The following is a 25,660-nucleotide window of genomic DNA, read 5'->3' as shown; positions in this document are numbered from 1 at the left end:
GAGAACGGCGCCTCCCGGGCAGCGAACGCTGCGGGGAGGCGCCGTCGTGCTTCTCGTGATCGCCCGCACGGCCGCCCCACCGCGGGGTTGCTGGAGCGGCAACGAGGTTTGCTGCCGAGAGCGCCTCTGATGCACCGTGGCACCTGCAGGGCGCCCGCACCGGGCGCCACCAGGAACAGGAGGATCCATGGCTGCACAGGACCCGGACCGCCCCGGTGCGCCGGCGGAGCACACGAGCTGGCGGACGAGGCGGTGGGAGGAGGTGGCCGGCCCGCGCGGCACGGCCGGCACCGTCCAGCTGGCGATGATCCCGCATCCCGAACCGGGGGTGCCGGGCCTGCCGGGGCGATGGGAGGTGAGCACGTCGGGGGCCCTGACCCTCACGGCCACCGCGGCGGACGGCGTATCCCTCGACGGGCGGCCGGTGGCCGGCGCCGTGGACGTGGAATCGGGCAGCCGGGTGGATCTCGCAGACGGTAGGGAGGTCCTCGTCCGGGGGCGGGAGGGGACCTTCGGCATCGTCGTCCGGGATTCGTCCGCCCCGATGCTCACGCGGCTGCGCGACATCGCGCACTATCCCTACGACCCGAGCTGGGTCCTCGACGCCGAGTACCGGGCGACGCCCGGCCGTGCCGTCGAGGTCGAGCGGCTGACCAGCCCTCGGAGCACCGAGAGGGTCCCCGCTCCCGGGGACCTGGTCGTCGGGATCGGCGGCCGGGAGCACACCCTGGTGGTGCTGGAGACCGTCCCCGGCCTGCGCCTGGTGGTCTTCACCGATCCCGGAAGCGGCACCGACACCCCCGAGATCGGTCGGTGGCTCATCCTGCCCCCGGGCGAGGACGGCACCCTCCGGATCGACCTCAACCAGGTGATCCTTCCCCACCATGTCTTCTCCGCGGCGTTCCCGTGCCCGGTCCCGCTGCGGGAGAACCACCTTCCGGTCGTCGTCGACGCCGGAGAGCGTGCACCCGTCCTCGACCCGAATGGCGGAGCACGGTGACAGAGACCGACACGACAGGACAGGACGGAACCATGACGACCGAGCTGATGGAGAAGGCGGTCCGGTACCTGCGGCGCGTGGAGTCCTTCGACTTCCCCGGCATGCGCGCGATGTGCACGCACACCGCCACCGTCTGGCACAACGACGGCACGGGCGAGCAGACGATCGACGAGAACCTCGAGCAGCTCGAGCGGATGTCCGGCGGCGGGGGAGCGGTCGCGCTGCGATACGACATCACCCGGCAGTTCCAGAAGCCGGACGAGGTCCTCCAGCAGCACGTCCTGCACATCACCCTGCCCGACGGGTCCGGCGCCGAGCTCCCGGTGGCGATGTACTTCCGGTTCCGGGACGGTCTCATCGACCGGATCGAGGAGTACGCGACCATGGTCCGGCCCGAGGGAGGCGCCGTGCGCGACGCCGGCTGATCCCCCGGGACGGAGACCCCCGGAGGTCACATCGAGAAGTACGTGGCCTCCGGGTGGTGGACCACGAAGGCGTCCGTGGACTGCTCGGGGTGCAGCTGCAGCTCATCGCTGAGGGTGATGCCGACCCGCTCGGGACGCAGCAGGGCGACGACCTTGCGGCGGTCCTCCATGTCGGGGCATGCCGGGTAGCCCAGGGACAGGCGCGCCCCGCGGTACTCGAGGTCGAGCATGCCCTGCACCTCCGCCGGATCCTCGTCGGCGAAGCCCAGCTCCTCGCGGACCCGGGAGTGCCAGAACTCCGCGAGGGACTCCGTGAGCTGGACGGACAGCCCGTGGAGCTCCATGTACTCGCGGTAGCGGTTCTCGGCGAACAGCTGCGCGGTGACCGTGGAGACGGTGTCGCCCACCGTCACCAGCTGGACGGGCAGCACGTCGAAACGGCCCGTCTCCTCCACCCAGGAGCGCGGGCGGAAGTAGTCGGCGATGCACAGGTGGCGGTCCCGGGTCTGCCGCGGGAAGGTGAAGCGCAGACGCTCCGTGCCCGGCTCCCCGTCGGAGCCGCCGTCGGTCGAGCCGATGCCGGCCAGCTGCCCGCCGTGGTGGGCGACGACCAGATCGTTCCCCTCCGACCAGACGGGGAAGTAGCCGTAGATGACCGTCGGATCCATGATGTGCTCGCGGGCGATGCGCTCCATCCAGGCGGCCAGGCGCGGGCGGCCCTCCGTCGCCACGAGCTCCTCGTAGCTCGCGCCGTCCTCGCCGCGGCCGGCCTTCAAGCCCCACTGGCCCATGAACGTGGCCCGCTCGTCCAGCAGCGAGGCGTAGTCGGAGAGCTGGATGCCCTTGACGATGCGGGTCCCCCAGAACGGCGGATCCGGCACCGGGTTGTCGGCGGCGACGTCCGAGCGCGCGGGCAGGTCCTCGACGGCGGTCCGCTCCAGGGTGGCGACGTGGTGGCGCCGCGTGCGCAGCGGCGGCAGGCCCACGGCATCGGGATCCGCCCCCCGCGCGACGGCGACCAGCGGCTCCATCAGGCGCAGCCCCTCGAAGGCGTCCCGGGCGTAGCGGACCACGCCCGGGAACTGCGAGGCGAGATCGTCCTCCACGTAGGGGCGGGTCAGCGCCGCGCCGCCCAGCAGGATCGGCCAGCGGTCGGCCAGCCTGCGGGAGACGAGCTCCTCGAGGTTCTCCTTCATCACCACGGTCGACTTCACGAGCAGCCCCGACATGCCGATGACGTCGGCGTCGTGCTCGATCGCCGCGTCGATCATGGCCGAGATCGGCTGCTTGATGCCGATGTTCACGACGGTGTACCCGTTGTTGGTGAGGATGATGTCCACGAGGTTCTTGCCGATGTCGTGCACGTCCCCGCGCACGGTCGCCAGCACGATCGTCCCCTTGGAGGCCGAGGCCCCGCCCTCGACCTTCTCCATGTGCGGCTCGAGCAGGGCGACGGCCGCCTTCATCACCTCGGCCGACTGCAGCACGAAGGGCAGCTGCATCTGCCCGGAGCCGAACAGCTCGCCGACGACCTTCATCCCGCCCAGCAGGTGCGTGTTCACGATGTCGAGCGCGGCCATGCCCTCGCCGAGGGCGAGGTCGATGTCCTCCTCGAGCCCCTTGCGGGCCCCGTCGATGATGCGCCGCTCGAGCCGCTCGCCGGTGGGCAGCGCGGCGAGCTCCGCCGCGCGCTGGTCGCGCAGCGCCGCGGAGTCGACCCCGGAGAACGTCTCCAGCAGGTGGGCCAGCGGGTCATGGACCAGGTTCCCGGCGTCGTCATAGCGGCGGCGGTCCCACACCAGGTCCTCGGCGGCCTGCCACTGCTCGTCGGGGATCGCCGCGCGCGGCAGGATCTTCGCCGCGTGGACGATCGCGGAGTCGAGCCCCGCCTGCGTCGCCTCGTGCAGGAACACCGAGTTCAGCACGGTGCGGGCCGCGGGGGAGAGGCCGAAGGACACGTTGGACACGCCCAGGGTGGTGTGCACGCCCGGGTACTTCGCGGTGATCTCGCGGATCGCGGCGATCGTCTCGATGGCGTCCCGGCGGGTCTCCTCCTGGCCGGTGGCGATGGGGAAGGTGAGGGCGTCGACGATGATGTCGTCGACCCGCATGTCCCAGTCGGCCACCAGGGTGTCGATGAGGCGCGAGGCGATGGCGACCTTGTGCTCCGCCGTGCGGGCCTGCCCCTGCTCGTCGATGGTGAGGGCGATGACCGCCGCACCGTGCTCCTTCACCGCCGGCATGATCCGACGGAAGCGCGAGCCCGGCGCGTCGCCGTCCTCGAAGTTCACCGAGTTCACCACGGCCCGGCCGCCGACCAGCTCGAGGCCGGCCCGGATGACGTCGGGCTCGGTGGAGTCGATCACCAGCGGCAGGGTGGAGGCGCTGGCCAGCCGCGAGACGACGGCGCGGATGTCCTCGACGCCGTCGCGGCCCACGTAGTCCACGCACACGTCCAGCAGGTGGGCGCCGTCGCGGGTCTGCGCCCGGGCGATGTCGACGATGTCGTCGAAGCGGCCCTCCAGCAGCGCCTCCCGGAAGGCCTTGGATCCGTTGGAGTTGGTGCGCTCGCCGATGGCGAGGTAGGAGGCGTCCTGCGACAGGTCGGTGTGGGTGTAGAGGGAGGAGACGCCGTTCTGGCGCTGGACGGAGCGCTCCGGCAGCGCATGGCCCCGCACCGCCTCGACGACCTGGCGCATGTGCTCGGGCGTCGTGCCGCAGCACCCGCCCACCAGCCCCAGCCCGAACTCCTTGACGAACTGGGCGTGGGCGGCGGCGAGCTCCTCGGGCGTGAGGGGGTAGACGGCGCCGTGCGGGCCGAGCTCCGGCAGGCCGGCGTTGGGCATGCACACCAGCGGCGCCTCGCTGTGCCGGGCGAGGATGCGCAGATGCTCGCTCATGAGGTCGGGACCGGTCGCGCAGTTCAGGCCGATCACGTCCACGTCCAGGGACTGCAGAGCGGTCAGGGCCGCCCCGATCTCCGATCCCATCAGCATGGTGCCGGTGGTCTCCACGGTGATCGAGGTGATGATCGGCAGCGCGACACCCGTCTCCTCGACGGCCCGGCGGCAGCCGGTGACCGCCGCCTTCGTCTGCAGGAGGTCCTGGCTGGTCTCGATCAGCAGGGCGTCGGCCCCGCCCTCGATGAGGCCCGCGGCCTGCTCGGCGAAGGTGTCGCGCAGATGCGCGTAGGTGGTGTGCTGCAGCGAGGGCAGCTTCGTGCCCGGGCCCATCGAGCCCAGCACCCAGCGGGGCTGCTCGGCGGTGGCGAAGGCATCGGCCCGCTCGCGGGCCAGCGCCGCCCCGGCGCGGGCCAGCTCGCGGATCCGGTCCTCGATCCCGTAGTCGGACAGGTTCGACCAGTTCGCGCCGAAGGTGTTCGACTCGATCGCGTCCACGCCCGCGGCGAGATAGGCGTCGTGGACCCCGCGGATGATGTCCGGGCGGGTCACGTTGAGGATCTCGTTGCAGCCCTCGTGCTGCTGGTAGTCCTCGAGGGTCGGCTCCTCGGCCTGGATCATGGTGCCCATGGCGCCGTCGGCGACGACGACACGGGAACGGACGGCCTCGAGGAGCGCGGCCGCGCGGCCGGCGGGTGCGGAGATCATCCGACCAGGGTAGGCGTCGCCGCGCCATCTGCCCTCCCGGGTCCGCCTGGCGGAGGGACCCGGGCGGCCGGGGCCCTACTCTGGTGGCATGACACGTCGCGGCATCGTCGGCACGGGGCGCCCGTGAACCCCCTCCTGCGGTCCGTGATGCGCCTGTTCGCGGCCCCGCGGCTGAACATGCGCGAGGACTACGCCCGGGTGCGGCGCCTGCAGCGGCAGCTGGCCGCCCGGCCCGTCCCGCGGTACCGGGCGGTGGACCTGCGCATCGACACCGGCGACGGCGAGCGCGAGGTGCCGGTGCGGGTGTTCAGCCCCCGCGAGCAGCGCCGCGAGGAGGTGCTGCTGTTCCTCCACGGCGGCGGCTGGGTGACGGGGGACATCGAGAGCTACACTCCGGCCTGCGCGACCATGGCCGACCTCACCGGCTGCGTGGTGGCCTCCGTCGACTACCGCCTGGCCCCCGAGCACCCCTTCCCGGCCGGTCTCGAGGACTGCTGGCGGATCATCCGGGCGATCCTGGAGGCTCCCTGGCGCCTGGGGGCGGAGTCCGCGGCACGGATCGTGCTGGTGGGCGACTCGGCGGGCGGGAACCTCGCCGCCGCCTCCTGCCTCCTGCTGCACGAGCGCGGGCTCCCCATGCCGCAGCGGCAGATCCTGCTGTACCCGGTGACGCACTGGGACCACGACCCGCGCACCACGCCGTTCCTCTCGGCGCGCCGGCACGGTGCGGACTACCGGCTGACCTCGACCGAGGTCGAGGACTACCTCGAGCTGTACGTCCCCGACCCGGCGCTGCGCCGGGACCCGCTGGTCTCCCCGCTGATGGCCTCCGACCTCGACGGGCAGCCGCGCACCCTCCTGATCACCGCCGAGCTCGACCTGCTGTGCGACGAGGGCGAGGCGTACGGCCGGGCGCTGCGGGATGCCGGCACCGAGGTGCGGATCCACCGCGTCGAGGGGGCGCTGCACGGGTTCATCACCCTGCCGCGCTTCGCGAGGTCCCTGCGCGAGGCCTACGAGGTGATCGACGAGTTCCTCGACGCGCCGCTGCCGGACGGAGGCACCCCGTGACGCGCCGGGCCTGGGTGCGGCTGGACAACGCCTCGAACATCTTCCTGGCCGCGCGCAGCGACGTCGATCCCAAGGTGTTCCGCATGAGCGCGGAGATGGACCACGAGGTCGACGGCGAGCTGCTCCAGCAGGCCCTGGACGCGACCTTCGACCGCTACCCGCTGTACCACGCCGTGCTGCGCAAGGGACTGTTCTGGTACTACCTGCAGGACAGCGACCTGCGCCCGCAGGTGCAGGCCGAGGTCCGGCCCACCTGCGCCGCGATCTACCGCGAGAACCGGCGGGAGCTGCTGTTCCGCGTGATGCGCCACCGCCGCCGCATCGTCCTGGAGGTCTTCCATGCCCTCTCCGACGGGACCGGCGCCCTGGCCTTCCTGCGCGAGCTCGTCATCGCCTACGCCCGCGCCCGCACCGCGGCAGGGCCCGCCCCGGCCGGCGGCGCCGACCCGGCCTCGGCCGCGTCGCCCCCTCCCGCCGTCGACCCCACCTCCCGTCACGGCCGCGGCCTGTTCGTGGATCCCTTCGCCCGCTACTTCCGGCGCGAGCGCCGGCCCGCGCCCGCGGCGAGCGCCGCCGAGGCATCGGCCTTCGTCCGGGCCGCGACCCCGGCGGGCCTGCCCGAGGGGATGCCCGCGCAGGAGCCCGCGGCGAGCCCGCGGCGCCGCATGGTCGGCCGGGGACCGCGCCGCCACGAGACGCACGTGCACCGCGTCCCCGGCACCCGCACCCCCGACGGCCGCACCCGCGCGGTGGAGCTGACGGTTCCGGTGGCCGAGCTGCTCGCCACCCGACCCGAAGGCGTGGGCACGACCATGTACCTCACCGCGCTCCTGTTCGAGGCGGTGCGCCGCAGCGCGGGGGACCTCGGCCGGGCCCGCACCCTGGCCGCGAGCGTCCCGGTGAACCTGCGGCAGTTCTTCCCCTCCACCTCCTCCCGCAACTTCTTCACCGCCCTGCGGGTCGAGCACACCTACGGCGAGGGCCTGGACGACCTGGGAGCCATCGGCCGGCAGCTCGAGGCCGACTTCCGCCCCCAGATCGAGATCGGAGCCCTCGAGGAGCGGCTGCGCCGGCTGATGGGGCTCGAGCGCATGCCCGTGCTGCGGATCATCCCGCGCCCCCTCAAGGACCTCGTCCTCGGCCTGGTCAACCGGGTCAACAACCGCGCGCTGACCGTGGCGGTCTCCAACATGGGCCCGGTGCGCCTGCCGGAGGACATCGCCGACCAGGTGCGCCGGGTCTCCTTCCAGGTCTCGGCCGTGCGGCCGCAGATCTGCGCCATCTCCTACGGCGGATGGCTGAGCATCACCTTCACCTCCCCGTTCCTGGAGACCGGCCACGTGCGCGAGTTCGCCCGGCTGCTCACCGCCCAGGGCATCGCCGTGAGCGTCGCGGCGACCCGGGTGACCGAGGCGGAGCTGGCGGAGGGAGCCGCATGAGGCGCTGTCCGGACTGCGGGGTCGCCGTCGAGGGCGCCTGGTCGCGCTGCCCGTTGTGCGGGCGGACGGTGATGGGCCCGATGCGGCCCGATCCCTTCCCGGCCGTCCCGCTGCGGTTCTCCCGCCGCCGGATCTACCGGATCCTGCTGCTGGCCTCGCTGGTGGTGATCCTCGCGTCGTTCGGGGCGCAGATGCTGTTCGACCGCGGCCACGCGGGGATCGGCCTGGTGCGCTCGGTGTGGCTGGGGCTGAGCGCCATGTGGCTGGTGGTGCTGATGGCGGTGCGCGCCCGCCGCGACATCGCCAAGGGCACCGCCACCGTCGTCGTGCTGATCTGCGGGATCTGCGCCTACTGGGACTACCTGGTGGGCTGGGACGGATGGTCGCTGACCTACGCGGTGCCGATCGTGTGCGGCTGCTCGATCCTCGCGCTGGTGATCGCCGTCCCCGCCCTGCGGATCGAGGCGGGGGACCATGTGCTCTACAGCGGGACGATGGTGCTGCTGGGACTGGTGCCCATCGTGTTCACGGCGCTGGGCTGGGTCGCGGACCCGATCCCCTCGGTCAGCTGCGGCGCGCTCGCCGTCATCGTGCTGGTGATGCAGGAGCGCGACCGGGTCTCCGATGTGCTGCATGAGCTGGGCAAGCGCCTTCACATCTAGGGCCGTCTCGTGCCTGGGATGCGGGGTCCCGCCCGGCGCCGCGGCGGGTACGGTGACGCCATGCTGATCGGGATCGATTTCGGGACGACGCGCACCATCGTCGCGGGCGTGGACCGCGGGAACTATCCGGTGCTCACCTTCCTGGACACCGACGGGGACGCGCACGAGCACTTCCCCTCGGTGGTCGCGTGGGAGGACGGGCGCCTGGTGCACGGGTTCGAGGCCCTCGCGGCCGCTCGCGCCGGGGCGCCGCACCTGCGCTCCATCAAGCGCCTGCTGGGCGAGCCCACCACCCATCCGGGCACCACGGTGCGGATCGGCGAGCAGGAGCTGCTGCTGGCCGATGTGCTCACCGGGTATCTCGGCGCGCTGCGGGAGGCCCTGCCGGAGGGGGCCGGGCCCGCCGCCGTGTCCGTCCCCGCCCACGCCCACGGCGCGCAGCGCTTCATGACGCTGGAGGCGTTCCGCCGCGCCGGCTTCGAGGTGGTGGCGATGCTCAACGAGCCCTCCGCCGCGGGATTCGAGTTCACCCACCGCCAGCCCCGCAGCCTCTCGGCCCGCCGCACCCGGGTGGTCGTCTACGACCTCGGCGGCGGCACCTTCGACACCTCGCTCGTCCAGGCCGACGGCACCAGCCACGCCGTTCTCGGCAGCGTCGGGGTGAACCGTCTGGGTGGGGACGACTTCGACGAGGTGTTGGCCGACGTGGTGCTCGAGGCGGCCGGCCGCACCCGCGCGCAGCTGACCGGCCCCCAGCGCGACCGGCTCCTCGACGACTGCCGCGAGGCCAAGGAGCGCCTCACCCCGCAGACCCGCCGCATGGTCGTCGAGCTGCCCACGGCCGATGGCGCGGGCGAGCCCGTCGTCGTCGCGGTCGACGCCTTCTACTCCGCCGCCTCCGATCTCGTGGCCCGCTCGGTCTCGGCCATGGAGCCGCTGGTCGGACCGCTGGACAAGGACTCGACCGTCGCCGGCATCTACCTCGTCGGCGGCGGCTCCGGCCTCCCGCTGGTGCCGCGGATGATCCGCGAGCGCTTCGGCCGCCGCGTGCACCGCTCCCCGTACCCGGCGGCCTCCACGGCCATCGGCCTGGCCATCGCCGCCGATCCCGACTCCGGGTTCACCGTCTCGGACCGGCTCTCCCGCGGCTTCGGCGTGTTCCGCGAGCGCGATGCCGGCGCCGGCGTCGCCTTCGATCCGATCCTCACCCGCGAGCACCCGGTCCCCGAGCACGGGGAGATCGTGGTGACCCGCCGCTACGTCGCCGCGCACAACCTCGGCTGGTTCCGCTACGTCGAGCACACGAGCGTCGACGCCGTCGGCGAGCCCCGCGGCGACCTGGTGCCCTACGCGGAGGTGATCTTCCCCTTCGACCCGGCGCTGCAGGGCTCCGACGGTGCAGAGGAGACCGAGCGCCTGGCCGCGGTGCCCGTGGAGCGCCGCGCCGGCGGGCCGCTCGTGGAGGAGACCTACACGATCGACGCCGCCGGCATCGTCTCCGTGCGCATCGCGGATCTGACCACCGGCTACGCGCGGGAGTACGGCCTGGGCCGCTGAGCTCGCGCCGGCCGCCCCGCCGGCGACCGGGCGGCGACCGGCCGTCCGCCTGGGGCCGGCCGCCCGCCGGGAGCCGTTCGCCCGCCGGGAGCCGTTCGCCCGGCGGGGCCGTTCGCCCTCCGGGAGCCGGCCCTAGAGCGCCGCGTCCAGGATCTCCCGCGCCTCCTCGTCGAGCACGAGGGAGACGCCGTCCAGCGCCTCCTCGAGCTGGTACGGCCTGCTGCCGCCGAGGATCGGCCGGATGCCCTGCGAGACCAGGTGGGCGAGCACGACCTGCCCGCGGCGGGCGCCGGTGCGCCGGGCCACCTCGTCCAGCGCCGCGAGGCGTCGCTCCGTGCCGGGATGGTCGAAGACCGGGTCGATGGGCTTGGCGGGGTCGTCGTAGGCACCGCCCAGCAGCGGCGAATAGGCCCACACCTCCAGCCTCTCCTCACGGGCCAGATCCACCTGCTCGGCACCCAGGACGCCGAAGGGATGCACGTTCCCCTCCGGCTGCGTGCCGGGTCGGGGCCGCAGGGCGGTCGCGCTGAGCTGCAGGGCGTCGATCGGCATCGCGCCCGTGGCCAGGGCATGCGCCCGGGCCCGCTCCACCCGCCAGGCCGGATGGTTCGAGGCGCCGACGCGGCGCACCCGGCCATCGGCCGCGAGCTCGGCCATCGCGTCCACGCTCTCCTCGATGGGGACGGTGCGGTCCTCCTGGTGCAGCCACAGCAGATCCACGCTCTCGATCCCGAGCCGTGCGAGGCTTCCGGCGAAGGCGTCGTGGATCGCCCGTCGGGACAGGCCGGACCGGTGCTCGGGCCAGGACCCCGCCCACAGCGGCTCCGCACCGACCTTGGTGGCGATGCGCACCCGGTCGCGCATCCCGGGGCGGGCGGCGAGCCAGCGGCCGATGACCCGTTCGCTGGCTCCGCCCCGGCCGGCGGGATCCAGCCAGAAGGCGTAGCAGTCGGCGGTGTCGATCCAGGTGCCGCCGCGCTCGACGAAGCGGTCCAGGAGGGCGAAGGACGTCTCCTCGTCGATGCGGGTGCCGAAGGTCATCGCGCCGAGCACCAGCGGGGAGTCGGGCGGCGGGGTGGTCGGGTCGGGACGGGCCGGGGTGCTGTTCTGTGCGGTCATGGCATGAGCCTGAGCCCTGGAGCGCGCTCCAGGTCAAGCGGTAGCCTGCCGTCATGGCGACCTATACCCCGGCCGAGGCCGCGCAGCGCAGCGGGTTCACGATCGACACCCTGCGCTACTACGAGCGCGAGGGCATCCTGCCGCGGGTCGCGCGCAGCGCCGGCGGGCACCGGGTCTACTCTGACGCGGATCTGTCGACCCTCGACTTCCTGCAGTGCCTGCGGGACACCGGCATGCCGATCGAACGGCTGCGCCGCTATGGGGAGATGTGCCAGGATCCCGCGACGATGACGGATCGCGCCGCTCTCCTGCGTGAGCACGCGGCCGATGTCGATGCCCAGATCGCCCTGCTCACCCGTCGCCGTGCCCGGCTGACGGAGAAGATCGCCTGGTACGACGAGCAGATCGGCGACGCCGCGGACTGATCACCCGCGGTCCGGGAGCTGGGCGCGCGTCGGCCCCACCCCACCCGATGCCGGGTGGGGGAGAGGGCCGAACGGAGGCGACCGCGGGGAGGCCGTTGCCGGTGACCGGGCTTCAGTAGGGCGGGGCGTCCTCATGGGCGGTGACCAGCCTGCTGCGGGCGGTCGGGGGCCCCGAGCGACGCTCGCCGAGGAATGCGGATCGGAATTCCGGATTGTTCTCGGGAGCGCCCAGATCCTGATTGTCGAGAATGTCGACGACGACGTCGCTCCCGATGCTCCAGCGGGTGGCGCCGCCGGGAATCCGGTGGGGGTCGGTGAGCCCCTCGGTCTTGATGCGATGATGCATGAGGCAGAGATGGTGGAGATTCTCCGGAATCGTCTTTCCGCCGTGCTGGGGATCCTCGTGGTCGAACTCCTCGATGTGGTCGACCTCGATGCGGCCGCGGCTGGGCCTGGTGCACCCCGGGTGCGCGCACAGCGGCGTCTTCAGGTGGGTGAGCTCGAGCACGGCCGCGCCGGGACGGTACCGGACCGCCGGTTCGCCGAGGAAGGCTCCGGTGGCGGGGTCGGTGAGCACGAGCCACCAGTCCTCGGCGGCGCCGGCGATGGCGCGGGCGACCGGACCGGGCACCGGAGTCTCGCCCTCGAGCAGACCGGGCTCGTTCGAGGCGCCGAGCGCCGTGAGCGCCGGGACCGTGATGTTCACGCGGCGCCGCGTGTGCGGGACGGCCACGCCGCCGGTGTCCAGGACGCTGCGGGTCATGACGGCATAGCGGATCTGGCCCAGCGACATCACCATGGCCGTGCGCTGCACGTCGCCGTCGAGGTCGAAGGGGATCTCGTCCAGGCCGTCGCGCAGGGCGAGGCGCTGTGCGTCCTGCACCGCGCGGGCGGCGGCGTTGAGGCGTTCGACGAGATCGGTGATCTCCGCCGTCGGGCCGATGATCTCGAGGGTGCTGGTGCCTTCGACGAGATTCGGCTCCTGCCAGGTGATCGTGCGCTGATCAGCGGGGGAGCGGGTGGTGCGGGACCGCTCGGCCACGTGCATGACCAGCCGGCGCAGCCGCCGGCGGAAGCCCGGGAACGTGAGCGTGCGCAGGGGCCAGTCGGAGATGGTCTCGTCGAGGGTGGCGAGGTCCTCGTCCGGGAGATCGCGGGACGCCCGGAGGATGCGGGTGAACCACGGAGCCGGCAGGTCCGCGGAGGCGAGGCGCTCCAGGGTGAGCGGGAAGGCCTCCACGGCGAGCACCGCCTCGCGGATGAGCCGGCGGGCGCCGGCGGCGTCGCAGCGCAGGGCGACCGCGCAGGCCGCATCCGCGGCGGCCTGCGCAGAGGCGGCCTGCTGCGGGTCCCGGCCGGCGGGATCGATGTGGAAGCGGTACAGCTCGCGCTGGCGGGCCGCATGGGCCGCGGCCTCGGCGGCGATCCCGGCCAGCAGCTCGCGCACGCGCTGCGAGATCCGGGAGCCGGGGACGATGCCGCCGACGGCGAGATGCTCGCCAGAGGCGAGATCCGGCGCCCGGCGCTCGCCCGGGCTCGAGGAGCCCGGCCCCAGGTCGAGCTCGGGGTGGCCATGATGCGTCATCGACACCATCCGTCCTCTCTCGGCATTTCCTCCGACCCGCAGAGGGAGGGGATGCCGACGTGATCCGGCTCCCCTTCCGAGGAATTCCGATGCGTTCCGTCGTGGCCGGTCGACTTTCCCCCGAGCCGTGCGATCAGTATATATCGATCATACGTTCGATGCCAGGTTTCCGGGCGATGCGTCGCGAGATCGTGGAGAACGCTGCTATGGGGAGGAGGAGCGGTCCGGGTGCGCGCACGGTTCCTCGCGCTCCGGGGCGGTCGCGGGAGCCGTGGATCAGGGCATCCGCAGCTCGGCCAGCAGCGGCAGGTGGTCGGAGGCGCCGCGGCCCGCCTCCGCCACGCACGCCGAGGTGCACGTGAGCCCCGACGTCAGGATGTGGTCGATGCGCGCCGCGTGCGGATCGGTGCCGTCGCCGACGAAGGTCAGCCCCTCGCCCCCGTCGCCTCCCTGCTCCCAGGCGTCGGACATCCGCCGCTGCAGCAGCGCCAGGGAGTCGGCGCCGGGCGCCTCGTTGAGATCGCCGGCGAGGATCACCGGGCCGTCCTGCGCGGGAAGCTCGACGATGATCGCCCGCACCTGCGCCAGACGCGCCTCGGCGCTGGCGGGATCCAGGTGCGTGCCCGCGACGGTGACGGGGCCGCCGGGGACGGCCGCGCGGGCGTGCAGCAGCATGCGCGGCTCCTCTCCGGGAGCGCACGGCAGCGGGATGCGATGCACCTGCTCCAGCGGCCACCGGGAGAGGATCATGTGCCCGTACTCGCGGTCCGGACCGCCCGGCGGGTCCGAGGGAAGGGTCATCGCCGGGGCGAACTCCGCGTGGAGGCCCAGGGCGTCGGCGAGCACGGCGGGCTGGTCCACGCCTCCGCTGCGGGGCCAGAACCGGTCCACCTCCTGCAGCAGGGCGAGATCCGGCCGCAGCTGCTCCAGCACGTGGGCGATGCGCTCGAGGTCGAGGACGCCGGCGGCATCGGCGCCGTGGTGGATGTTGAACGTGACCACCCGCAGGGTGGTGCGGTGCTCGAGCATCGGGGATCCTCCCCCTCCTGCGCAGGGCGGCCGCCGGGCGAGCGGCTCGTCCTCCAGCGTAGCCGCCGATCACCCCCGAGGGCATGCGTGCGGATCCGCGGCCCTGCCCTGCCGATCACCGCGGCCGACACGACCGTCGACACGGCCGTCGTCACGACGATGCGTCGTCGCCGCCCGGCGTGACCTGCGGTGGTCAGCCGAGGGGGAAGGGGAGGGACGCGGCGAGATCCGGCCCGAGCAGGTCCACGTCCCCGGCTGCGGGTGCGCGGCGGCCGGTGGCCAGGCGCAGCGCATCGGCGTCGGGGAGGGCCGCAGGAAGCGCCCGGCCGATGGCCCGCTCGAGGAGGCTGCGGGACCACCCCAGCGACGGCGGCGACGGGGGCGGCAGAGTCGGTGCGCCGACCAGGAGGTCCAGGTGGTGCAGGGTCCATTCCAGGACATAGGCGCCGGCGAAGTCATCGGTGCGCAGGATCATCTCCTGTGTGCGGACGTGCTGGGCCGGGTCCGCGCGCCGGACCGCCCGTCGTGCCGCGGAGCCGAGGTCCTCCAGGTGGAAGCGCAGCAGGTCGGGGTCCTGGTAGGCGGCGGCGAGGCGGGGGATCAGGGCGTCCAGCGGATCCGTGCCGTCCGGGGGCTCGACGATGCTCCAGTAGCCGGCGGCATCGGCCGTGGCCGGAGCATCGGACGGCGTGGCCAGGGTGATCAGCACGTCCTGGACGTCGATCACCAGGTGGCAGACGAGGTCCCGCACCAGCCAGCCCGCGCAGCCGGACGGCTCCGCGAAGTCGCCGGGCTCCAGGGCGGTGACGGCCTGCCACAGCCCGTCCCAGGCCTGGGCGTAGAGCGCTGCGGGCGCGGCGTCATGGAGCGGAGCGGCGGGCATGGCGACCTCCTCGTGGCCGGCGGGGTGAGTCTACGGCTGCGGGGTCCTGGCACGGCGGCCGGGCAGGGCCACGATCCCGCCGATGAGCATCCCGGCCGGCGGCAGCAGGGGCCACAGGGGCTGCAGCCCGCCGGCTCCGACCATCCCGGCATCGGCCATGACCGCGAGGCCGGCGCAGACCATGGCCGCGGCGAGCACCGGTCGCCACAGGGCAGGCGCGGGGCGGTCGTCCGCCCGCGGCGACTCGAAGCGGCCGAACGCGAGCACCAGCAGGGCCGTCAGACCCAGCAGGGCCAGGCACCACAGCGGGCGGGTCAGCCACCAGACCCCGCTGAGGGGCGCCGGCAGCAGGGGCCGTGCGTCGAGCGCGATCAGCAGGTGCGCCAGGGCGACCAGGGCGGTGAGGTGCCAGAGGAACCACGTCATGATCCGCTGGTTCACCAGCACCGTCAGGAACCACACGCGCGGACGCTCCAGCAGCGCCGCCAGCGGGCGCTCGGCCAGCAGGATCAGGCCGGCCTGCGCCATGCCGAGGAACGCCATGGTCACGCGGGTAGGGCTCGAGTTGGAGATCTCGTCGGTGGCCGCGGTGATCATGGAGACGGGGTAGGGCCCGAGGCCCACCAGCAGCGCCAGGCCGGCGGCGCCGATCCCCGCCAGCGCGAGGCGGCGCGCCGATCCGGCGAGGCGGCCGTCCAGCCAGGCGAAGCCGACCTGGTGGAAGCTCGCCCAGACCAGCAGATAGTTGGGGTAGCCGAGCAGGGGCCGGTCCGCGAGGATGCTTCCGGCGTCGACGATCCCGGCCAGCAGGACCCCGCCGGCCACCGACCACCAGCCGAAGCGCTCCCAGAGGACCAGGCAGGCGGGGGCGGCGACGATGACGAGCAGGTATGCGGCCAGGAACCAGGTGGGCACGAGCGCCATCTGCGAGGCGAGCTGGAGGGTGGCAGGGGCCGCTCCGGCGGCCAGGCCGATCCCGCAGACGGCGAGCCACACCAGCAGCAGGGGGATCACGGGGATGCCCAGGCGGCGCAGCCGGGACCGCAGCCATGGCGCGTAGCCCAGGCCGCGACGGCGCGCGGAGCGCCACGAGAGCGCATTGGAATAGCCGCCGACCAGGAAGAAGATCGGCATCACCTGGAAGATCCAGGTCAACGGGTGGGTCCAGCGGGCGGCGTCCAGCACGCCGTGGGGCTGGATGCCGCCATCGGCGCTGACGGCGATGATCGTCCAGTGGCCCAGCACGACGACGGTGATCGCGACGGCACGCAGCAGGTCCACCACCCGGTTCCGCGACGAGGGCGTCGCGGCGTGGATCTGCTCGGCGCGGCTGGGGCGCGGGCTGTGCATCGGACGGTCCCCCCGTTCGTCGGTGCCGATGGGTCAGGGTACCCGGGCGCGCTTGCGAAGATAGGCGCATGGGGAACACTGCAGATTCCGCGCCGGAGGCCGATCGCGTCATCGCCCGGCTGCGCGACGACATCCTCGACGGGGTGCGCGAGCCGGGCAGCCGGCTCGTCGAGAGGGAGCTCGCCGAGGAGCTGGGGACCAGCAGGGTCCCGGTGCGCGATGCGCTCAAGGCGCTCGCGGCCGAGGGGCTCGTGACGCTGCGGCCGCGGACGTGGGCCGTGGTCCGCGAGTTCACCGCGGGGGACGAATCGGACTTCGGCGAGGTGCGCGAGGCGCTCGAGGCCCTGGCCTTCCGTCTGGCGGCGCAGCGGCGCACCGAGGAGGGGCTCGCCCTGCTGCGCGGGGACGTCGACGCCGAGCTCGCGGCGGCGCGCGCCGGGGACGGCGTCCGCGCGCGCCGCGCCGCCGCGGACTTCCACGAGCGGGTCATCGAGCTGTCCGGGAACGCCATGCTGATCGAGATCGGCCAGCTGACCGGCAGCCGCATGCGCTGGTTCATGTCGCAGCACGACGACCTGGTCGCCATGGCGCGCCAGCACGAGGGGCTGTGGGAGGCGATCGCGCAGCAGGATCTCGCGCAGCTGGAGCTGCGCGTGGCCGAGCACCTGCGCTCCAGCGTCGAGCATCTGCGGGCGCACGCCGCGGCGGAGCGGGGCGAGCCCGGCGCATAGCCCGCGCCGCCCTCCGCAGCTCGGGGCGCGGGACCGAGGGGCGACGGGGAACGGGCCTCGCCCGGCCGTCGACGCCCGGGACGGTTTGGTATACCGTTTCGCCCATGGAGCAGATGATCATCCGCAATGTCCGGCCGTGGGGCGCCGATCCCGTCGACGTCGTCGTGGAGGGGGAGGGCATCGCCGCGCTGGTCCCCGCGACGACGGCCCCCGCCGCCGAGGGGGTCGAGGTCGTCGACGGCGGCGGGCGGCTCGCCCTGCCGGGGTTCGTCAACGCGCACGCCCACGCCGACAAGTCGTGGTGGGGGATGGACTGGGTCTCCTACGGCGGGGAGGCCACCACCCAGGGGCGCATCGCCCACGAGCGGGCCGTGCGCGGCCGGCTGGGCATCCCCAGCGTCGACGCGACCGAGCGGGTGCTGCGGGAGTTCCTCCGCCACGGCACCACCGCGATCCGCAGCCATGTCGACGTGGACCTCGGCGTCGGCCTCGAGGGGATCGCCGCTCTGCACGAGGCCGCCGCCCGCCTGGACGGAGCCGTCGAGGTCGAGGTCGTCGCCTTCCCGCAGGACGGCGTGATCCGCCGTGACGGCGTGCTGGACCTGCTGGACCGCGCCGCCGCCGAGGGGGCCGCGAGCATCGGCGGCCTCGACCCGTGCCTGATCGACCGCGATCCCGTCGCCCAGCTCGACGGACTGTTCTCCGTGGCCGAACGGCACGGCTGCGGCATCGACATCCATCTGCATGCCGGGGGAGACCTGGGCGCTTTCGAGTACGACCTCATCATCGACCGGGTGCGCCGCACCGGGCTCATGGGGAAGGTCAACATCGCCCACGGCTTCGCGCTGGGCCAGCTCGCCGGCGGCCGGCAGGAGCAGCTCCTCCAGGAGTTCTCCGAGCTGGGGATCTCCTGGAGCACCGTCGCCCCGATCCGCTCCGCCCCGCTGCCCTGGGTGGCGATGCGGGAGCTCGGGATCGGCATCGGGCTGGGCACCGACGGCGTGCGAGACCTGTGGTCGCCCTACGGCGACGGCGACCTGATGCGCGTGGCGCTGGACTTCGCGCGCCTGCACGGCGTGCGGTACGACGAGGACTTCGTCGAGGTGGCGCGCCTGGCCACCAGCTCGGCCGCCCGCTATGTGCATCGGGAGGTCCATGACATCGTCCCCGGTGCCCGCGCAGACCTGGTGCTCCTGGACGCCCAGAACGTGCCCGATGCGATCGTCCGCGCGCCGCGCCGCGCGCTCGTGGTCGCCGGTGGGCGTCTCGTCGCCCGGGACGGGGAGGTCCTCCTCTGATGCCGATGCCTCCGGCCGTGCCCGCACGGACCACGGCGTGAGCGCGGGGCGGCGGCGCCGGGGGATCCCGCGCCCGGGCCCCCTCGCGGCGCTGGCCTCGCTGCGCGGCAACCGTCCCTTCCAGCTGCTGTGGGTCTCGAACCTCTTCTTCTTCGGCGGGGTCTGGACCCAGACGCTGGTCCTGGGCTGGCTCGCCTACGAGATGACCCGGTCCGAGTTCCTCGTTGCGGTCTACACCGCCGTCCGCCTGGCCCCGCTGCTGCTGGGCCCGCTCGCCGGCGTGCTCGCCGACGCGATGGACCGGGTGCGCCTGCTCCTGCTGGCCTGCGGGTGGGCGACCACCGCCGTCGCGATCGTGGCCCTGCTGGCGAGCACCGGGACGCTGTCCTACGGCGCCCTGGTCGTGGGCGGCCTGGCCATCGGCCTGGCACAGTCCCCGTCGCAGCCGGCCCGCGCGGCGCTCGTGCTCGAGCTGGTGGGGCGGCGGAACCTGTCCAACGCGAACGCCCTGAACTCGATCGCGGTGACCATGACCCAGGTGATCGGGCCAGCCCTGGGCGGCTCGATGATCGCCGCGCTCGGCGCCCCCGCGGCGATCTGGATCTCGACGCTGTGGTACCTCGTCTCCTTCGCGCTGCTGCTCCCGTTGCGCCGGGCCTCCCGGCGCGCGGCCGCGCCGGTCCAGGGGGCCTCCGTGCTGCGGATGATCACCAGCGGCCTGCGCAGCATCGCGGGGCACTGGGTGGCGGTCTCGGTGCTGCTGGTGACGCTCGCGGCCAACACCCTGCTGTGGCCGGTGTTCCAGAGCTTCATGCCCGTGTTCGCCGATCAGTCCCTCGGGCTGGATGCCGCCGGCCTCGGCGCGCTGCTCACCTGCGCCGGGGTCGGGGGTCTGGTGGGCTCGGTGGTGATCGCCGCGCTCGGGGACTTCCGGGGCAAGGGCGCGCTGTTCGTGCTCGGCACGATGGCCTGGGCGCTGTGCTGGGCGGGCTTCGCCCTCGCCGGGACCGTCGGCTGGGCGTTCGTGCTGATGGGGATGATCGGCGTGTTCAGCGCGGCCTTCGGCGTGCTGCAGACGACCCTGCTGCTGATGTCCACCGAGCCGGCGGTCCACGGGCGCGCGCTGGGGCTGCAGGAGCTGGCGATCGGCATCATGCCGGTGGCCTCGCTGGTCCTGGGGCAGATCGCCGAGCACGTCGGCGTGGGTGCGACGACCTTCGGGGCGGCCCTGCTCATGGTGGGCTGCCTGCTGCTGATCATGGCGCGGGTCCCGGAGCTGCTGCGGTTCGGGGCGGAGCCGCGGGACGCCGCGGCGAGCACCGCGGCCGCCGCCGACCCGGCCCCCTGAGGCGCTCCGCGCCGGGTCGGACCTCCTGCGGGGGCATCCGCAGTCCCGGGGTCGAGGTCAGCGGCCCGGCTCGAGGTCCTGGAGGGCGAGATCCATCTGGTGGAGCACGCGCAGAGTCGCGGCGAGCTCCGCAGCGGTGAGGTCACCGCCCACCCGGCCCATCAGCGCGTGCTCGCGCGCGGCGACGGCATCGATCGCTGCGGTGCCTGCAGAGGTGATGCGGACCAGCGACGATCGACGGTGCGACGGGTTCTCGACCAGCTCCACGAACCCGGCCGAGCGCGCGTCGTGCACCATGCGCTGGACGAACTGGCGGCTGAGGTCCTGCGTGCGGGCCATCTGGGGGACCGTCCGATCTCCCTCGCGGCGCAGCTGCTCGAGCACGGCGCGCACGCCGGTGGACATGCCCATGATCGGCTCGCTGTGCTCGACGATCCGGGCGACCCGGCGGTACACCGGTCCCAGTGCGACGTAGACCTGGGCGAGCTGGGCGGCGAGCTCGTCGGGAGGCAGCGGGCGATCGGCGTCGGAGGGAGGAGGAGCCATCGCCCCAGTATGACACCGGGGTTGTCATAGTGCCCTCGCTATGACACCTTGGTTGTCATGAATGCGATCTCGATGCGCCGACTGCACCGTCCCGACCTGACCGTCGCCTTCCGGGACGTCCCGGGCGCGGACCCGCGCGCCGTCCCCCTCGTGCTGCTGCACGGGGGAGTGCTCGATGCGCGGATGTGGGAGCCGCAGCTGCCGGCCTTCCCCGAGCGGCGGGTGGTGGCCCCGGACGCCCGGGGGCACGGGGGATCCTCCGACGCCGATGCTCCGCATCGGCTGGCCGATGATGTGGTCGACCTTCTCGACGCCCTCGACATCGAGCGCGCCGTGCTGGTGGGGATCTCCATGGGCGGGGCGACCGCCGTCGACGTCGCCCTCGAGCATCCCGAGCGCGTCGCCGCCGTGGTCTGCGGCGGGGCGGGGACCAGCGAACCGGAGTTCACCGACCCGTGGGTGGTGCAGGCCTTCGCCGATCTCGACGCCGCCGAGCGGACCGGGGACCTGGACGCATGGTCCGCAGTCTGGGACCGCTTCACCATCGGGCCCCACCGCGGAGCCGACGAGGTCGATCCCCAGGTGATCCAGCAGGTCTCGCAGATGGCGCGGGACACCGTGCGCGGCCACATCCGCCTGACCGAGGACGGCACGCCGATCCCTCCTGTGCGCCCCACCCCTGTGACGCGGACCTGGGAGAGGGTGCCCGGGATCGGCGTCCCCCTCCTCGCGGTGTGCGGGGAGCTGGACAGCCGGGACCACCTCGCCATGGCCGCGAGGCTCGCGGAGGAGGCGCCTCAGGGGGTGCTTCGGACGATCCCCGCCGCCGCGCACTACCCCAACCTGGAGCGGCCGGCGCAGTTCACCGCCCTCGTGCGAGAGCTGCTCGCCCAGCACGGGCTCTGAGGCCTCACCGATCCGGGATCGCGACGCCCGGCCGTGTCGTCAGTGCGCGGCGTGGTACGCGTCCTCGATCTTCTGCGGGATGCGGCCGCGATCGCCGATCTCGTGCCCCTGCTCGCGGGCCCAGCGGCGGATCGCCCCGACCTGCTCGGCGTCCCGGCGCGGCGTGCGCGAGGGGTCCAGGGGACCCGGATCCTCGCCCCGGGCGCGCAGGCGCTGCGCGGAGACACGACGTGCTCCCGTGACCCACGGGGCGAAGGCGGCACGCAGCTGGGCCGCGTTGTCGGAGCTCAGATCGATCTCGAAGGCCGCTCCGTCGAGGGAGAAGGTGACCGTCTCCGCAGCGGGGCTGCCATCGAGGTCGTCCTGGACCTCCACTGTCGTGCGTCGCGCCATGGGGACACGTCCTTCCGTCTGATGGTGTGCTCAGCCTATGCGGGCCCCGGGCGACCGGGTCGCTGCGACGCGCGGCAGGCGGCGCCGTCACCGGCCGTTCGCGAGCGCCTCGCCGAGCGGGGTGCGGGCGTGCAGCACGCTCTGCCCGCTGCGACGGCTGTCCACCAGCCCGGCCTCCCGCAGCACGTGGAGATGATGGGAGGCGGTGGAGATCGCCAGATCGGCCAGCGCCGCGCACTCCGTCGTCGTCAGGGGCTGCTGCAGCTCGAGGATCAGCTGCGCTCGGGCTCGGCCCAGCAGGGCGCTCAGCGCCTCGAGGGCGGCCCCGTCGTCGCGGTACCAGGTCTCGGTGACCCCGTGTGCCGGATAGAAGATCGTCGGCTGGGCGGGGCGCTGGGTGAGCACCGAGCAGCCGCGGCCCGAGTGCATCACCGAGGGCACCAGCACCAGTCCGGTGCCGCCGCAGTCCACGACCTCCTCGTGCAGGCGCATGCGCACGCTCACCGTGCCGTCGGCCCAGGTCACGCTCGAGTGGAGGGCGCTGGCCATCTCGCCGAGGCCGCGCTCGCCGATGCGCCGCACCCGCACGCCGATGTCGGCGCGCAGCAGGCGCAGCATCTGCGGCCACACCGGGGCCAGCAGCGCCTCCCACGCCTCCTCCCAGGCTGCCGCGATCCGCGCGCGGGCCCGCGGCGGGTCCTCGCGCAGCGCCCGGATCTCCTCATGGCGCACGCCCGTGGAGCGGTCCAGCATCTTCGCCAGGTCGATCCGCAGCAGCTCGTCGGGCACCTCGCGAAGCCGGGCGAGCTCGTCGTCCGGGGTCATGTCCCCGGAGGGGGTCGAGGTGAGGAAGTCGGGCATGTAGCCGTCGATGCCGCTGATCACGGCGATGAGGCGCAGAGCCTCCTGCGGTCGGTGCTCCTCGAGGCTGCGGAACCATCCCCACTGCAGCGGCACCGTCTGCGGGCGCAGCAGGACGCGCACCGCGTGCACGAGCTCGTGCCCGGGAGAGATCCCGAAGCGGACGGCGGAGACGTCGCCGGGGGCCAGGTGGAACTCCACGACCTTTCGATCCACGTCGAAATCGTAGCGGCGCCGGCCCGGACGGGGCGAAGGTGGAGGCACGTCGCAGGAGGCAGCACCGAGGAAGGACCCGCCGCCATGAACACCGTCGCCCCCACGCCCACCGGCCCGATCCCCGCCGAGGAGATCCGCATCCCCGGCTCCGAGGTGCTGCGCTTCGAGGGCGCCGGTCACGGATCCGGCGTCTCCTTCTTCCTGGTGGCCACGCCTCCGGGGAAGGGGCCCGCGCTGCACCGCCACCCCTACGACGAGACCTTCCACGTCCTCGAGGGCGAGGCGAGCATCGTCATCGGGGACCGGACCCTCACCGCCCGCCCCGGCGACACCGCCGTGGTCCCGCCGCAGACGTGGCATCGCTTCACCTGCACCGGGCCCGGCGTGCTGCGGATGGTGTGCATCCACGCCTCGCCGGTGATGATCCAGGAGTACGCCGAGGAGTCCTGAACCGCCGCCCGCCGCCCGACGCCCCACCGATCCCGCCCGCACCGTCCCACCCGTCCCAGGAGAGCAGAGCCATGACCCAGTACTTCCTGACCCTTCCGCACGACGCGGCCGAGGAGCCGACGATGGAGTCCATGCAGGAGATGGACCCCGCCGAGATGGAAGCTGTCTTCGCCGCCGTCGGCGCCTTCAACGACGCCCTGGTGAAGGCCGGTGCCTTCGTCACCGCCGGCGGGCTGCATCCGCCCTCGACCGCGGTCACCGTCGACGGCACGGGGGAGACGCCCCGACGCGTGCCCGGCCCCTTCGTCCAGGCGGCCGAGTACGTCGGCGGCTTCTGGATCATCGAGGCCGAGGACGAGGAGAAGGCCCTGACCTGGGCCGAGCAGATCGCCTCGGCGATGAGCGCACGGATCGAGGTCCGCGCGCTGCAGGAGGCGCCGCCGGAATGACGCGCCATCAGGGCCCGGTCACGTCAGCTGCGCCCGGAGACTCCGCGCCCCGGGGCGCCGCATCGGGCGTCAGGCCTCGCGCTCGGCGGCGAGCCGATCGGCGACGATCCGTGCGAACTCCCGCGGGTCCACCGGTCGCTCGTGCCGGGGGAGCTTCTCCACCACCAGCAGGTAGGACTCGGTGACGAGGTCGTCCACGAGCTCCGGGTCCAGGTCCTCGCCGCCGCGCAGCGTGATCCAGTGCCGCTTGTTCATGTGATAGCCCGGAGTGATCGAAGCGAAGGCTCGACGCAGCGCCACGGAGTCCTCCGGCCGCGCCTTGAGCGTCGCGATCGGCTCCCCGGTCACGGCGGTGGTCAGGAGGAAGACCTTCCCGCGGACCTTGTGCACGTCCCAGTCCGCGCCGAAGGGGTTGTCCAACTGGGAGCTCGGGAGCTCCTGCGCCCGAGCCACCGCCCTGCGCACCACCGCATCGCCGTCCATGGGCACGACGGTACCCGCAGGCGACGACAGCTCGCCCCGGGCGGGCCGCGCCCTGTCAGCGGGCGCCGGGGAGGCGGATCTCGACCTCGAGCCCGCCCTCGCCCCGCGGATGCAGGGCGAGCTGCCCGTGGTGGGCGTCCACGATCGCGCGGACGATGGCGAGGCCCAGCCCGACGCCGCCGGCGCCGTCCGGGGATCGGGTGCGCCCGGAGCCGCGATGGAACGGCTCGAGCAGCTGATCGGCGGTGTCCGGATCCACCGGCGCCCCGGAGTTCGCGACCCGCAGCAGCGCGTCGGAGCCCTGGGCGGCGGTGCGGACCTCGACCCATCCTCCGGCGGGCAGGTTGTGGACGATGCCGTTGTGGACGAGGTTCGCCACCAGCTGGCCCAGTAGCGCCTCGGAGCCCTGCGCCGGGGCGACGCCGCCGAGGATGCGCAGCTCCACGCCCCGGGCCTCCGCCATCGGCAGCAGCGTCTCGGCCGCCTCCTCCGCGCACAGGGAGAGGTCCACCGCGGTCTGCGCGAAGACCCCGCCCTCCGCGCGGCTGAGCAGCAGCAGCGCCTCGGTGAGGTCGACGGCCCGCGTGGTCACTGCCGCCAGCCGCTCCAGGACCTGACGGAGATCGGCCTCCGGGTCGGAGCGGGCGACCTCGATCAGCGCCCGGGAGGCGGCCAGCGGCGTGCGCAGCTCGTGCGAGGCATTCGCGGCGAAGCGCCGCTGCTCCTCCACCTGGCTCTGGATCCGCGCGAGCATGGCGTCGAAGGAATCGGCGAGCTCGCGGAACTCGTCCTGGCGCCCGGGCAGCGCGATCCGATGCGACAGCGATCCGGCGCCCGCCCGGCGCGTCGCCTCGGTGATGCGGTCCAGCGGAGCCAGCATCCGCCCGGCCAGCAGCCAGCCTCCGGCGAGGCCCACCACCAGCAGGAACGCCATCGCCCACGCCGCAGCGGGGAGGAAGGCGTCCTGCAGGTCGCCGCGGTCGGGGACGAAGCCGCTGCGCATCGGGATCGGACCCCGGGGGACGTACCGCAGCAGGAACAGGCCCACCACCGCCAGCAGCAGGCTGCCGGCCACCACGAGGAATCCCGCATAGCTGAGGGTCAGGCGCCAGCGGACGCTGAGCCCGCGCCGTCGCCGCGGCCGGGACGCCGGTGCGCTCATCCGTCGATCCGATAGCCGACGCCGGGGACCGTCGCGATCACCCACGGCTCGCCCAGCCGCTTGCGCAGGGCCGAGACCGTGATCCGCACGGCGTTGGTGAAGGGGTCGGCGTTCTCGTCCCAGGCCCGGGCCAGCAGCTCCTCCGCGCTGACCACGCCGCCCTCGGCGGCGACCAGCACCTCCAGCACCGCGAACTGCTTGCGGGTCAGCGCCACGTACCGGCCCTCCCGGAACACCTCCCGGCGGAACGGGTCCAGGCGCAGTCCCGCGATCTCCACCACCGGCGGCCGATGCCGCTCTGCCCGCCGCGCCAGCGCCCGCAGCCGCAGCACCAGCTCCCGCATCGCGAAGGGCTTGGTGAGATAGTCATCGGCCCCGAGCTCGAAGCCCGATGCCTTGTCGTCGAGATGGTCCGCCGCGGTGAGCATCAGCACGAGCGGCCCCGTGCCCCCGGCGACGATGCGCCGGGCGACCTCGTCGCCGGAGGGCCCGGGGACGTCGCGATCCAGGATCGCCACGTCGTAGTCATGGAGGTCCAGCAGCTCCAGGGCGCTGTCCCCGTCCCCGGCGACATCGGCCGCGATCGCCTCCAGGCGCAGCCCGTCCCGGACCGCCTCGGCCAGGTCCGGCTCGTCCTCCAGGATCAGCACGCGCATGGGCCGAG

25 protein-coding genes are annotated in these 25,660 nt (G+C 73.5%); 13 read left to right on the top strand and 12 right to left on the bottom strand.

Features of this window, described 5'->3' with window-relative positions; translation table 11 throughout:
• The first annotated feature begins 187 nt into the window (after window positions 1–187).
• The gene (locus ABD234_RS02275; RefSeq protein WP_038370039.1) at window positions 188–1,000 is read left to right on the top strand and encodes a DUF1684 domain-containing protein; all 813 of its coding nucleotides are present in this window, start codon (window positions 188–190) and stop codon (window positions 998–1,000) included.
• Window positions 1,001–1,032: 32 nt separating this feature from the next.
• Complete coding sequence (locus ABD234_RS02270) at window positions 1,033–1,425, top strand: nuclear transport factor 2 family protein (protein ID WP_038370040.1); 393 nt, start codon at window positions 1,033–1,035, stop codon at window positions 1,423–1,425.
• A gap of 26 nt (window positions 1,426–1,451) precedes the next feature.
• Here the strand turns inward: ABD234_RS02270 and metH are convergent, their stop codons facing one another.
• Entirely contained in the window at window positions 1,452–5,033 is a 3,582-nt protein-coding gene (metH, locus tag ABD234_RS02265) for a methionine synthase (protein ID WP_038370041.1), read from the bottom strand.
• Window positions 5,034–5,156: 123 nt separating this feature from the next.
• On the opposite strand from metH, the gene ABD234_RS02260 reads away from it, so the two are divergent.
• Genes ABD234_RS02260 through ABD234_RS02245 form a run of 4 tightly spaced genes read left to right on the top strand, consistent with a single transcriptional unit; the run spans window position 5,157 to window position 9,762 of the window.
• Complete coding sequence (locus ABD234_RS02260; protein WP_038370042.1) at window positions 5,157–6,104, top strand: alpha/beta hydrolase; 948 nt, start codon at window positions 5,157–5,159, stop codon at window positions 6,102–6,104.
• The gene (locus ABD234_RS02255) at window positions 6,101–7,543 is read left to right on the top strand and encodes a hypothetical protein (protein ID WP_038370044.1); all 1,443 of its coding nucleotides are present in this window, start codon (window positions 6,101–6,103) and stop codon (window positions 7,541–7,543) included. Before ABD234_RS02260 ends, ABD234_RS02255 begins: the two co-directional genes overlap by 4 nt.
• Window positions 7,540–8,205: a DUF6320 domain-containing protein gene (locus tag ABD234_RS02250; protein ID WP_344353721.1), complete on the top strand. Its 666-nt coding sequence runs from the start codon at window positions 7,540–7,542 to the stop codon at window positions 8,203–8,205. The genes ABD234_RS02255 and ABD234_RS02250 overlap by 4 nt, the downstream gene beginning before the upstream one ends.
• Window positions 8,206–8,265: 60 nt before the next feature.
• The gene (locus ABD234_RS02245; protein ID WP_344353719.1) at window positions 8,266–9,762 is read left to right on the top strand and encodes an Hsp70 family protein; all 1,497 of its coding nucleotides are present in this window, start codon (window positions 8,266–8,268) and stop codon (window positions 9,760–9,762) included.
• A gap of 132 nt (window positions 9,763–9,894) precedes the next feature.
• Here ABD234_RS02245 and ABD234_RS02240 read toward each other — a convergent pair whose 3' ends face one another.
• Window positions 9,895–10,881 carry an aldo/keto reductase gene (locus ABD234_RS02240; protein ID WP_344353717.1) on the bottom strand — a complete coding sequence of 329 codons (987 nt, stop codon included), beginning with the start codon at window positions 10,879–10,881 and terminating at the stop codon, window positions 9,895–9,897.
• A gap of 53 nt (window positions 10,882–10,934) precedes the next feature.
• Between ABD234_RS02240 and ABD234_RS02235 the strand changes: the two genes are divergently transcribed.
• Entirely contained in the window at window positions 10,935–11,306 is a 372-nt protein-coding gene (locus tag ABD234_RS02235) for a MerR family transcriptional regulator (RefSeq protein ID WP_038370048.1), read from the top strand.
• Window positions 11,307–11,418: 112 nt separating this feature from the next.
• Here the strand turns inward: ABD234_RS02235 and ABD234_RS02230 are convergent, their stop codons facing one another.
• The 4 genes from ABD234_RS02230 to ABD234_RS02215 form a co-directional block, all read right to left on the bottom strand.
• The gene (locus ABD234_RS02230; protein WP_156954003.1) at window positions 11,419–12,891 is read right to left on the bottom strand and encodes an HNH endonuclease signature motif containing protein; all 1,473 of its coding nucleotides are present in this window, start codon (window positions 12,889–12,891) and stop codon (window positions 11,419–11,421) included.
• A gap of 276 nt (window positions 12,892–13,167) precedes the next feature.
• A complete protein-coding gene (locus ABD234_RS02225; RefSeq protein ID WP_051486360.1) occupies window positions 13,168–13,920 on the bottom strand; it encodes an endonuclease/exonuclease/phosphatase family protein in 753 nt (250 codons plus the stop codon).
• A gap of 193 nt (window positions 13,921–14,113) precedes the next feature.
• Window positions 14,114–14,803, bottom strand: coding sequence for a maleylpyruvate isomerase N-terminal domain-containing protein (locus ABD234_RS02220; RefSeq protein WP_344353710.1), 690 nt, complete (start codon window positions 14,801–14,803; stop codon window positions 14,114–14,116).
• A 30-nt stretch (window positions 14,804–14,833) separates the two neighbouring features.
• Entirely contained in the window at window positions 14,834–16,153 is a 1,320-nt protein-coding gene (locus ABD234_RS02215) for an acyltransferase family protein (RefSeq protein WP_344353708.1), read from the bottom strand.
• A 68-nt stretch (window positions 16,154–16,221) separates the two neighbouring features.
• Between ABD234_RS02215 and ABD234_RS02210 the strand changes: the two genes are divergently transcribed.
• The 3 genes from ABD234_RS02210 (at window position 16,222) to ABD234_RS02200 (ending at window position 19,530) form a co-directional block, all read left to right on the top strand.
• A complete protein-coding gene (locus ABD234_RS02210; RefSeq protein ID WP_344353706.1) occupies window positions 16,222–16,884 on the top strand; it encodes a GntR family transcriptional regulator in 663 nt (220 codons plus the stop codon).
• Between the two features lie 104 nt (window positions 16,885–16,988).
• Entirely contained in the window at window positions 16,989–18,182 is a 1,194-nt protein-coding gene (locus tag ABD234_RS02205) for an amidohydrolase family protein (protein WP_038370051.1), read from the top strand.
• 37 nt (window positions 18,183–18,219) lie between these two features.
• Window positions 18,220–19,530 (top strand): MFS transporter, encoded by a 1,311-nt coding sequence (locus ABD234_RS02200; protein ID WP_344353703.1) that lies wholly within the window; start codon window positions 18,220–18,222, stop codon window positions 19,528–19,530.
• Between the two features lie 57 nt (window positions 19,531–19,587).
• Here ABD234_RS02200 and ABD234_RS02195 read toward each other — a convergent pair whose 3' ends face one another.
• Entirely contained in the window at window positions 19,588–20,076 is a 489-nt protein-coding gene (locus tag ABD234_RS02195) for a MarR family winged helix-turn-helix transcriptional regulator (RefSeq protein ID WP_038370052.1), read from the bottom strand.
• Window positions 20,077–20,133: 57 nt separating this feature from the next.
• Here ABD234_RS02195 and ABD234_RS02190 point away from each other — a divergent pair, with 57 nt between their 5' ends.
• Complete coding sequence (locus tag ABD234_RS02190) at window positions 20,134–20,982, top strand: alpha/beta fold hydrolase (RefSeq protein WP_084148160.1); 849 nt, start codon at window positions 20,134–20,136, stop codon at window positions 20,980–20,982.
• A gap of 39 nt (window positions 20,983–21,021) precedes the next feature.
• Here the strand turns inward: ABD234_RS02190 and ABD234_RS02185 are convergent, their stop codons facing one another.
• Together ABD234_RS02185 and ABD234_RS02180 are read right to left on the bottom strand one after the other, a co-directional pair.
• Window positions 21,022–21,375 carry a histone-like nucleoid-structuring protein Lsr2 gene (locus ABD234_RS02185; protein WP_038370053.1) on the bottom strand — a complete coding sequence of 118 codons (354 nt, stop codon included), beginning with the start codon at window positions 21,373–21,375 and terminating at the stop codon, window positions 21,022–21,024.
• Between the two features lie 87 nt (window positions 21,376–21,462).
• On the bottom strand, window positions 21,463–22,452 hold the full coding sequence (locus tag ABD234_RS02180; protein WP_344353699.1) for an ArsR/SmtB family transcription factor: 990 nt from the start codon (window positions 22,450–22,452) through the stop codon (window positions 21,463–21,465).
• An 84-nt stretch (window positions 22,453–22,536) separates the two neighbouring features.
• Between ABD234_RS02180 and ABD234_RS02175 the strand changes: the two genes are divergently transcribed.
• Together ABD234_RS02175 and ABD234_RS02170 are read left to right on the top strand one after the other, a co-directional pair.
• The gene (locus tag ABD234_RS02175; protein ID WP_038370056.1) at window positions 22,537–22,902 is read left to right on the top strand and encodes a cupin domain-containing protein; all 366 of its coding nucleotides are present in this window, start codon (window positions 22,537–22,539) and stop codon (window positions 22,900–22,902) included.
• A 71-nt stretch (window positions 22,903–22,973) separates the two neighbouring features.
• Window positions 22,974–23,351: a YciI family protein gene (locus ABD234_RS02170; protein ID WP_038370057.1), complete on the top strand. Its 378-nt coding sequence runs from the start codon at window positions 22,974–22,976 to the stop codon at window positions 23,349–23,351.
• A gap of 69 nt (window positions 23,352–23,420) precedes the next feature.
• Here ABD234_RS02170 and ABD234_RS02165 read toward each other — a convergent pair whose 3' ends face one another.
• Genes ABD234_RS02165 through ABD234_RS02155 form a run of 3 tightly spaced genes read right to left on the bottom strand, consistent with a single transcriptional unit; the run spans window position 23,421 to window position 25,652 of the window.
• Window positions 23,421–23,834 carry an MmcQ/YjbR family DNA-binding protein gene (locus ABD234_RS02165; RefSeq protein WP_051486362.1) on the bottom strand — a complete coding sequence of 138 codons (414 nt, stop codon included), beginning with the start codon at window positions 23,832–23,834 and terminating at the stop codon, window positions 23,421–23,423.
• Window positions 23,835–23,889: 55 nt separating this feature from the next.
• Window positions 23,890–24,996 (bottom strand): sensor histidine kinase, encoded by a 1,107-nt coding sequence (locus ABD234_RS02160; protein ID WP_038370058.1) that lies wholly within the window; start codon window positions 24,994–24,996, stop codon window positions 23,890–23,892.
• Complete coding sequence (locus ABD234_RS02155; protein ID WP_038370059.1) at window positions 24,993–25,652, bottom strand: response regulator transcription factor; 660 nt, start codon at window positions 25,650–25,652, stop codon at window positions 24,993–24,995. Before ABD234_RS02155 ends, ABD234_RS02160 begins: the two co-directional genes overlap by 4 nt.
• Window positions 25,653–25,660 lie beyond the last annotated feature (8 nt).

This window comes from Brachybacterium phenoliresistens (genome assembly GCF_039530785.1).
Taxonomy (GTDB): domain Bacteria; phylum Actinomycetota; class Actinomycetes; order Actinomycetales; family Dermabacteraceae; genus Brachybacterium; species Brachybacterium phenoliresistens.
The sequence above is the reverse complement of the archived record's forward strand: the minus strand, read 5'-3'. Positions and strand labels throughout refer to the sequence as shown.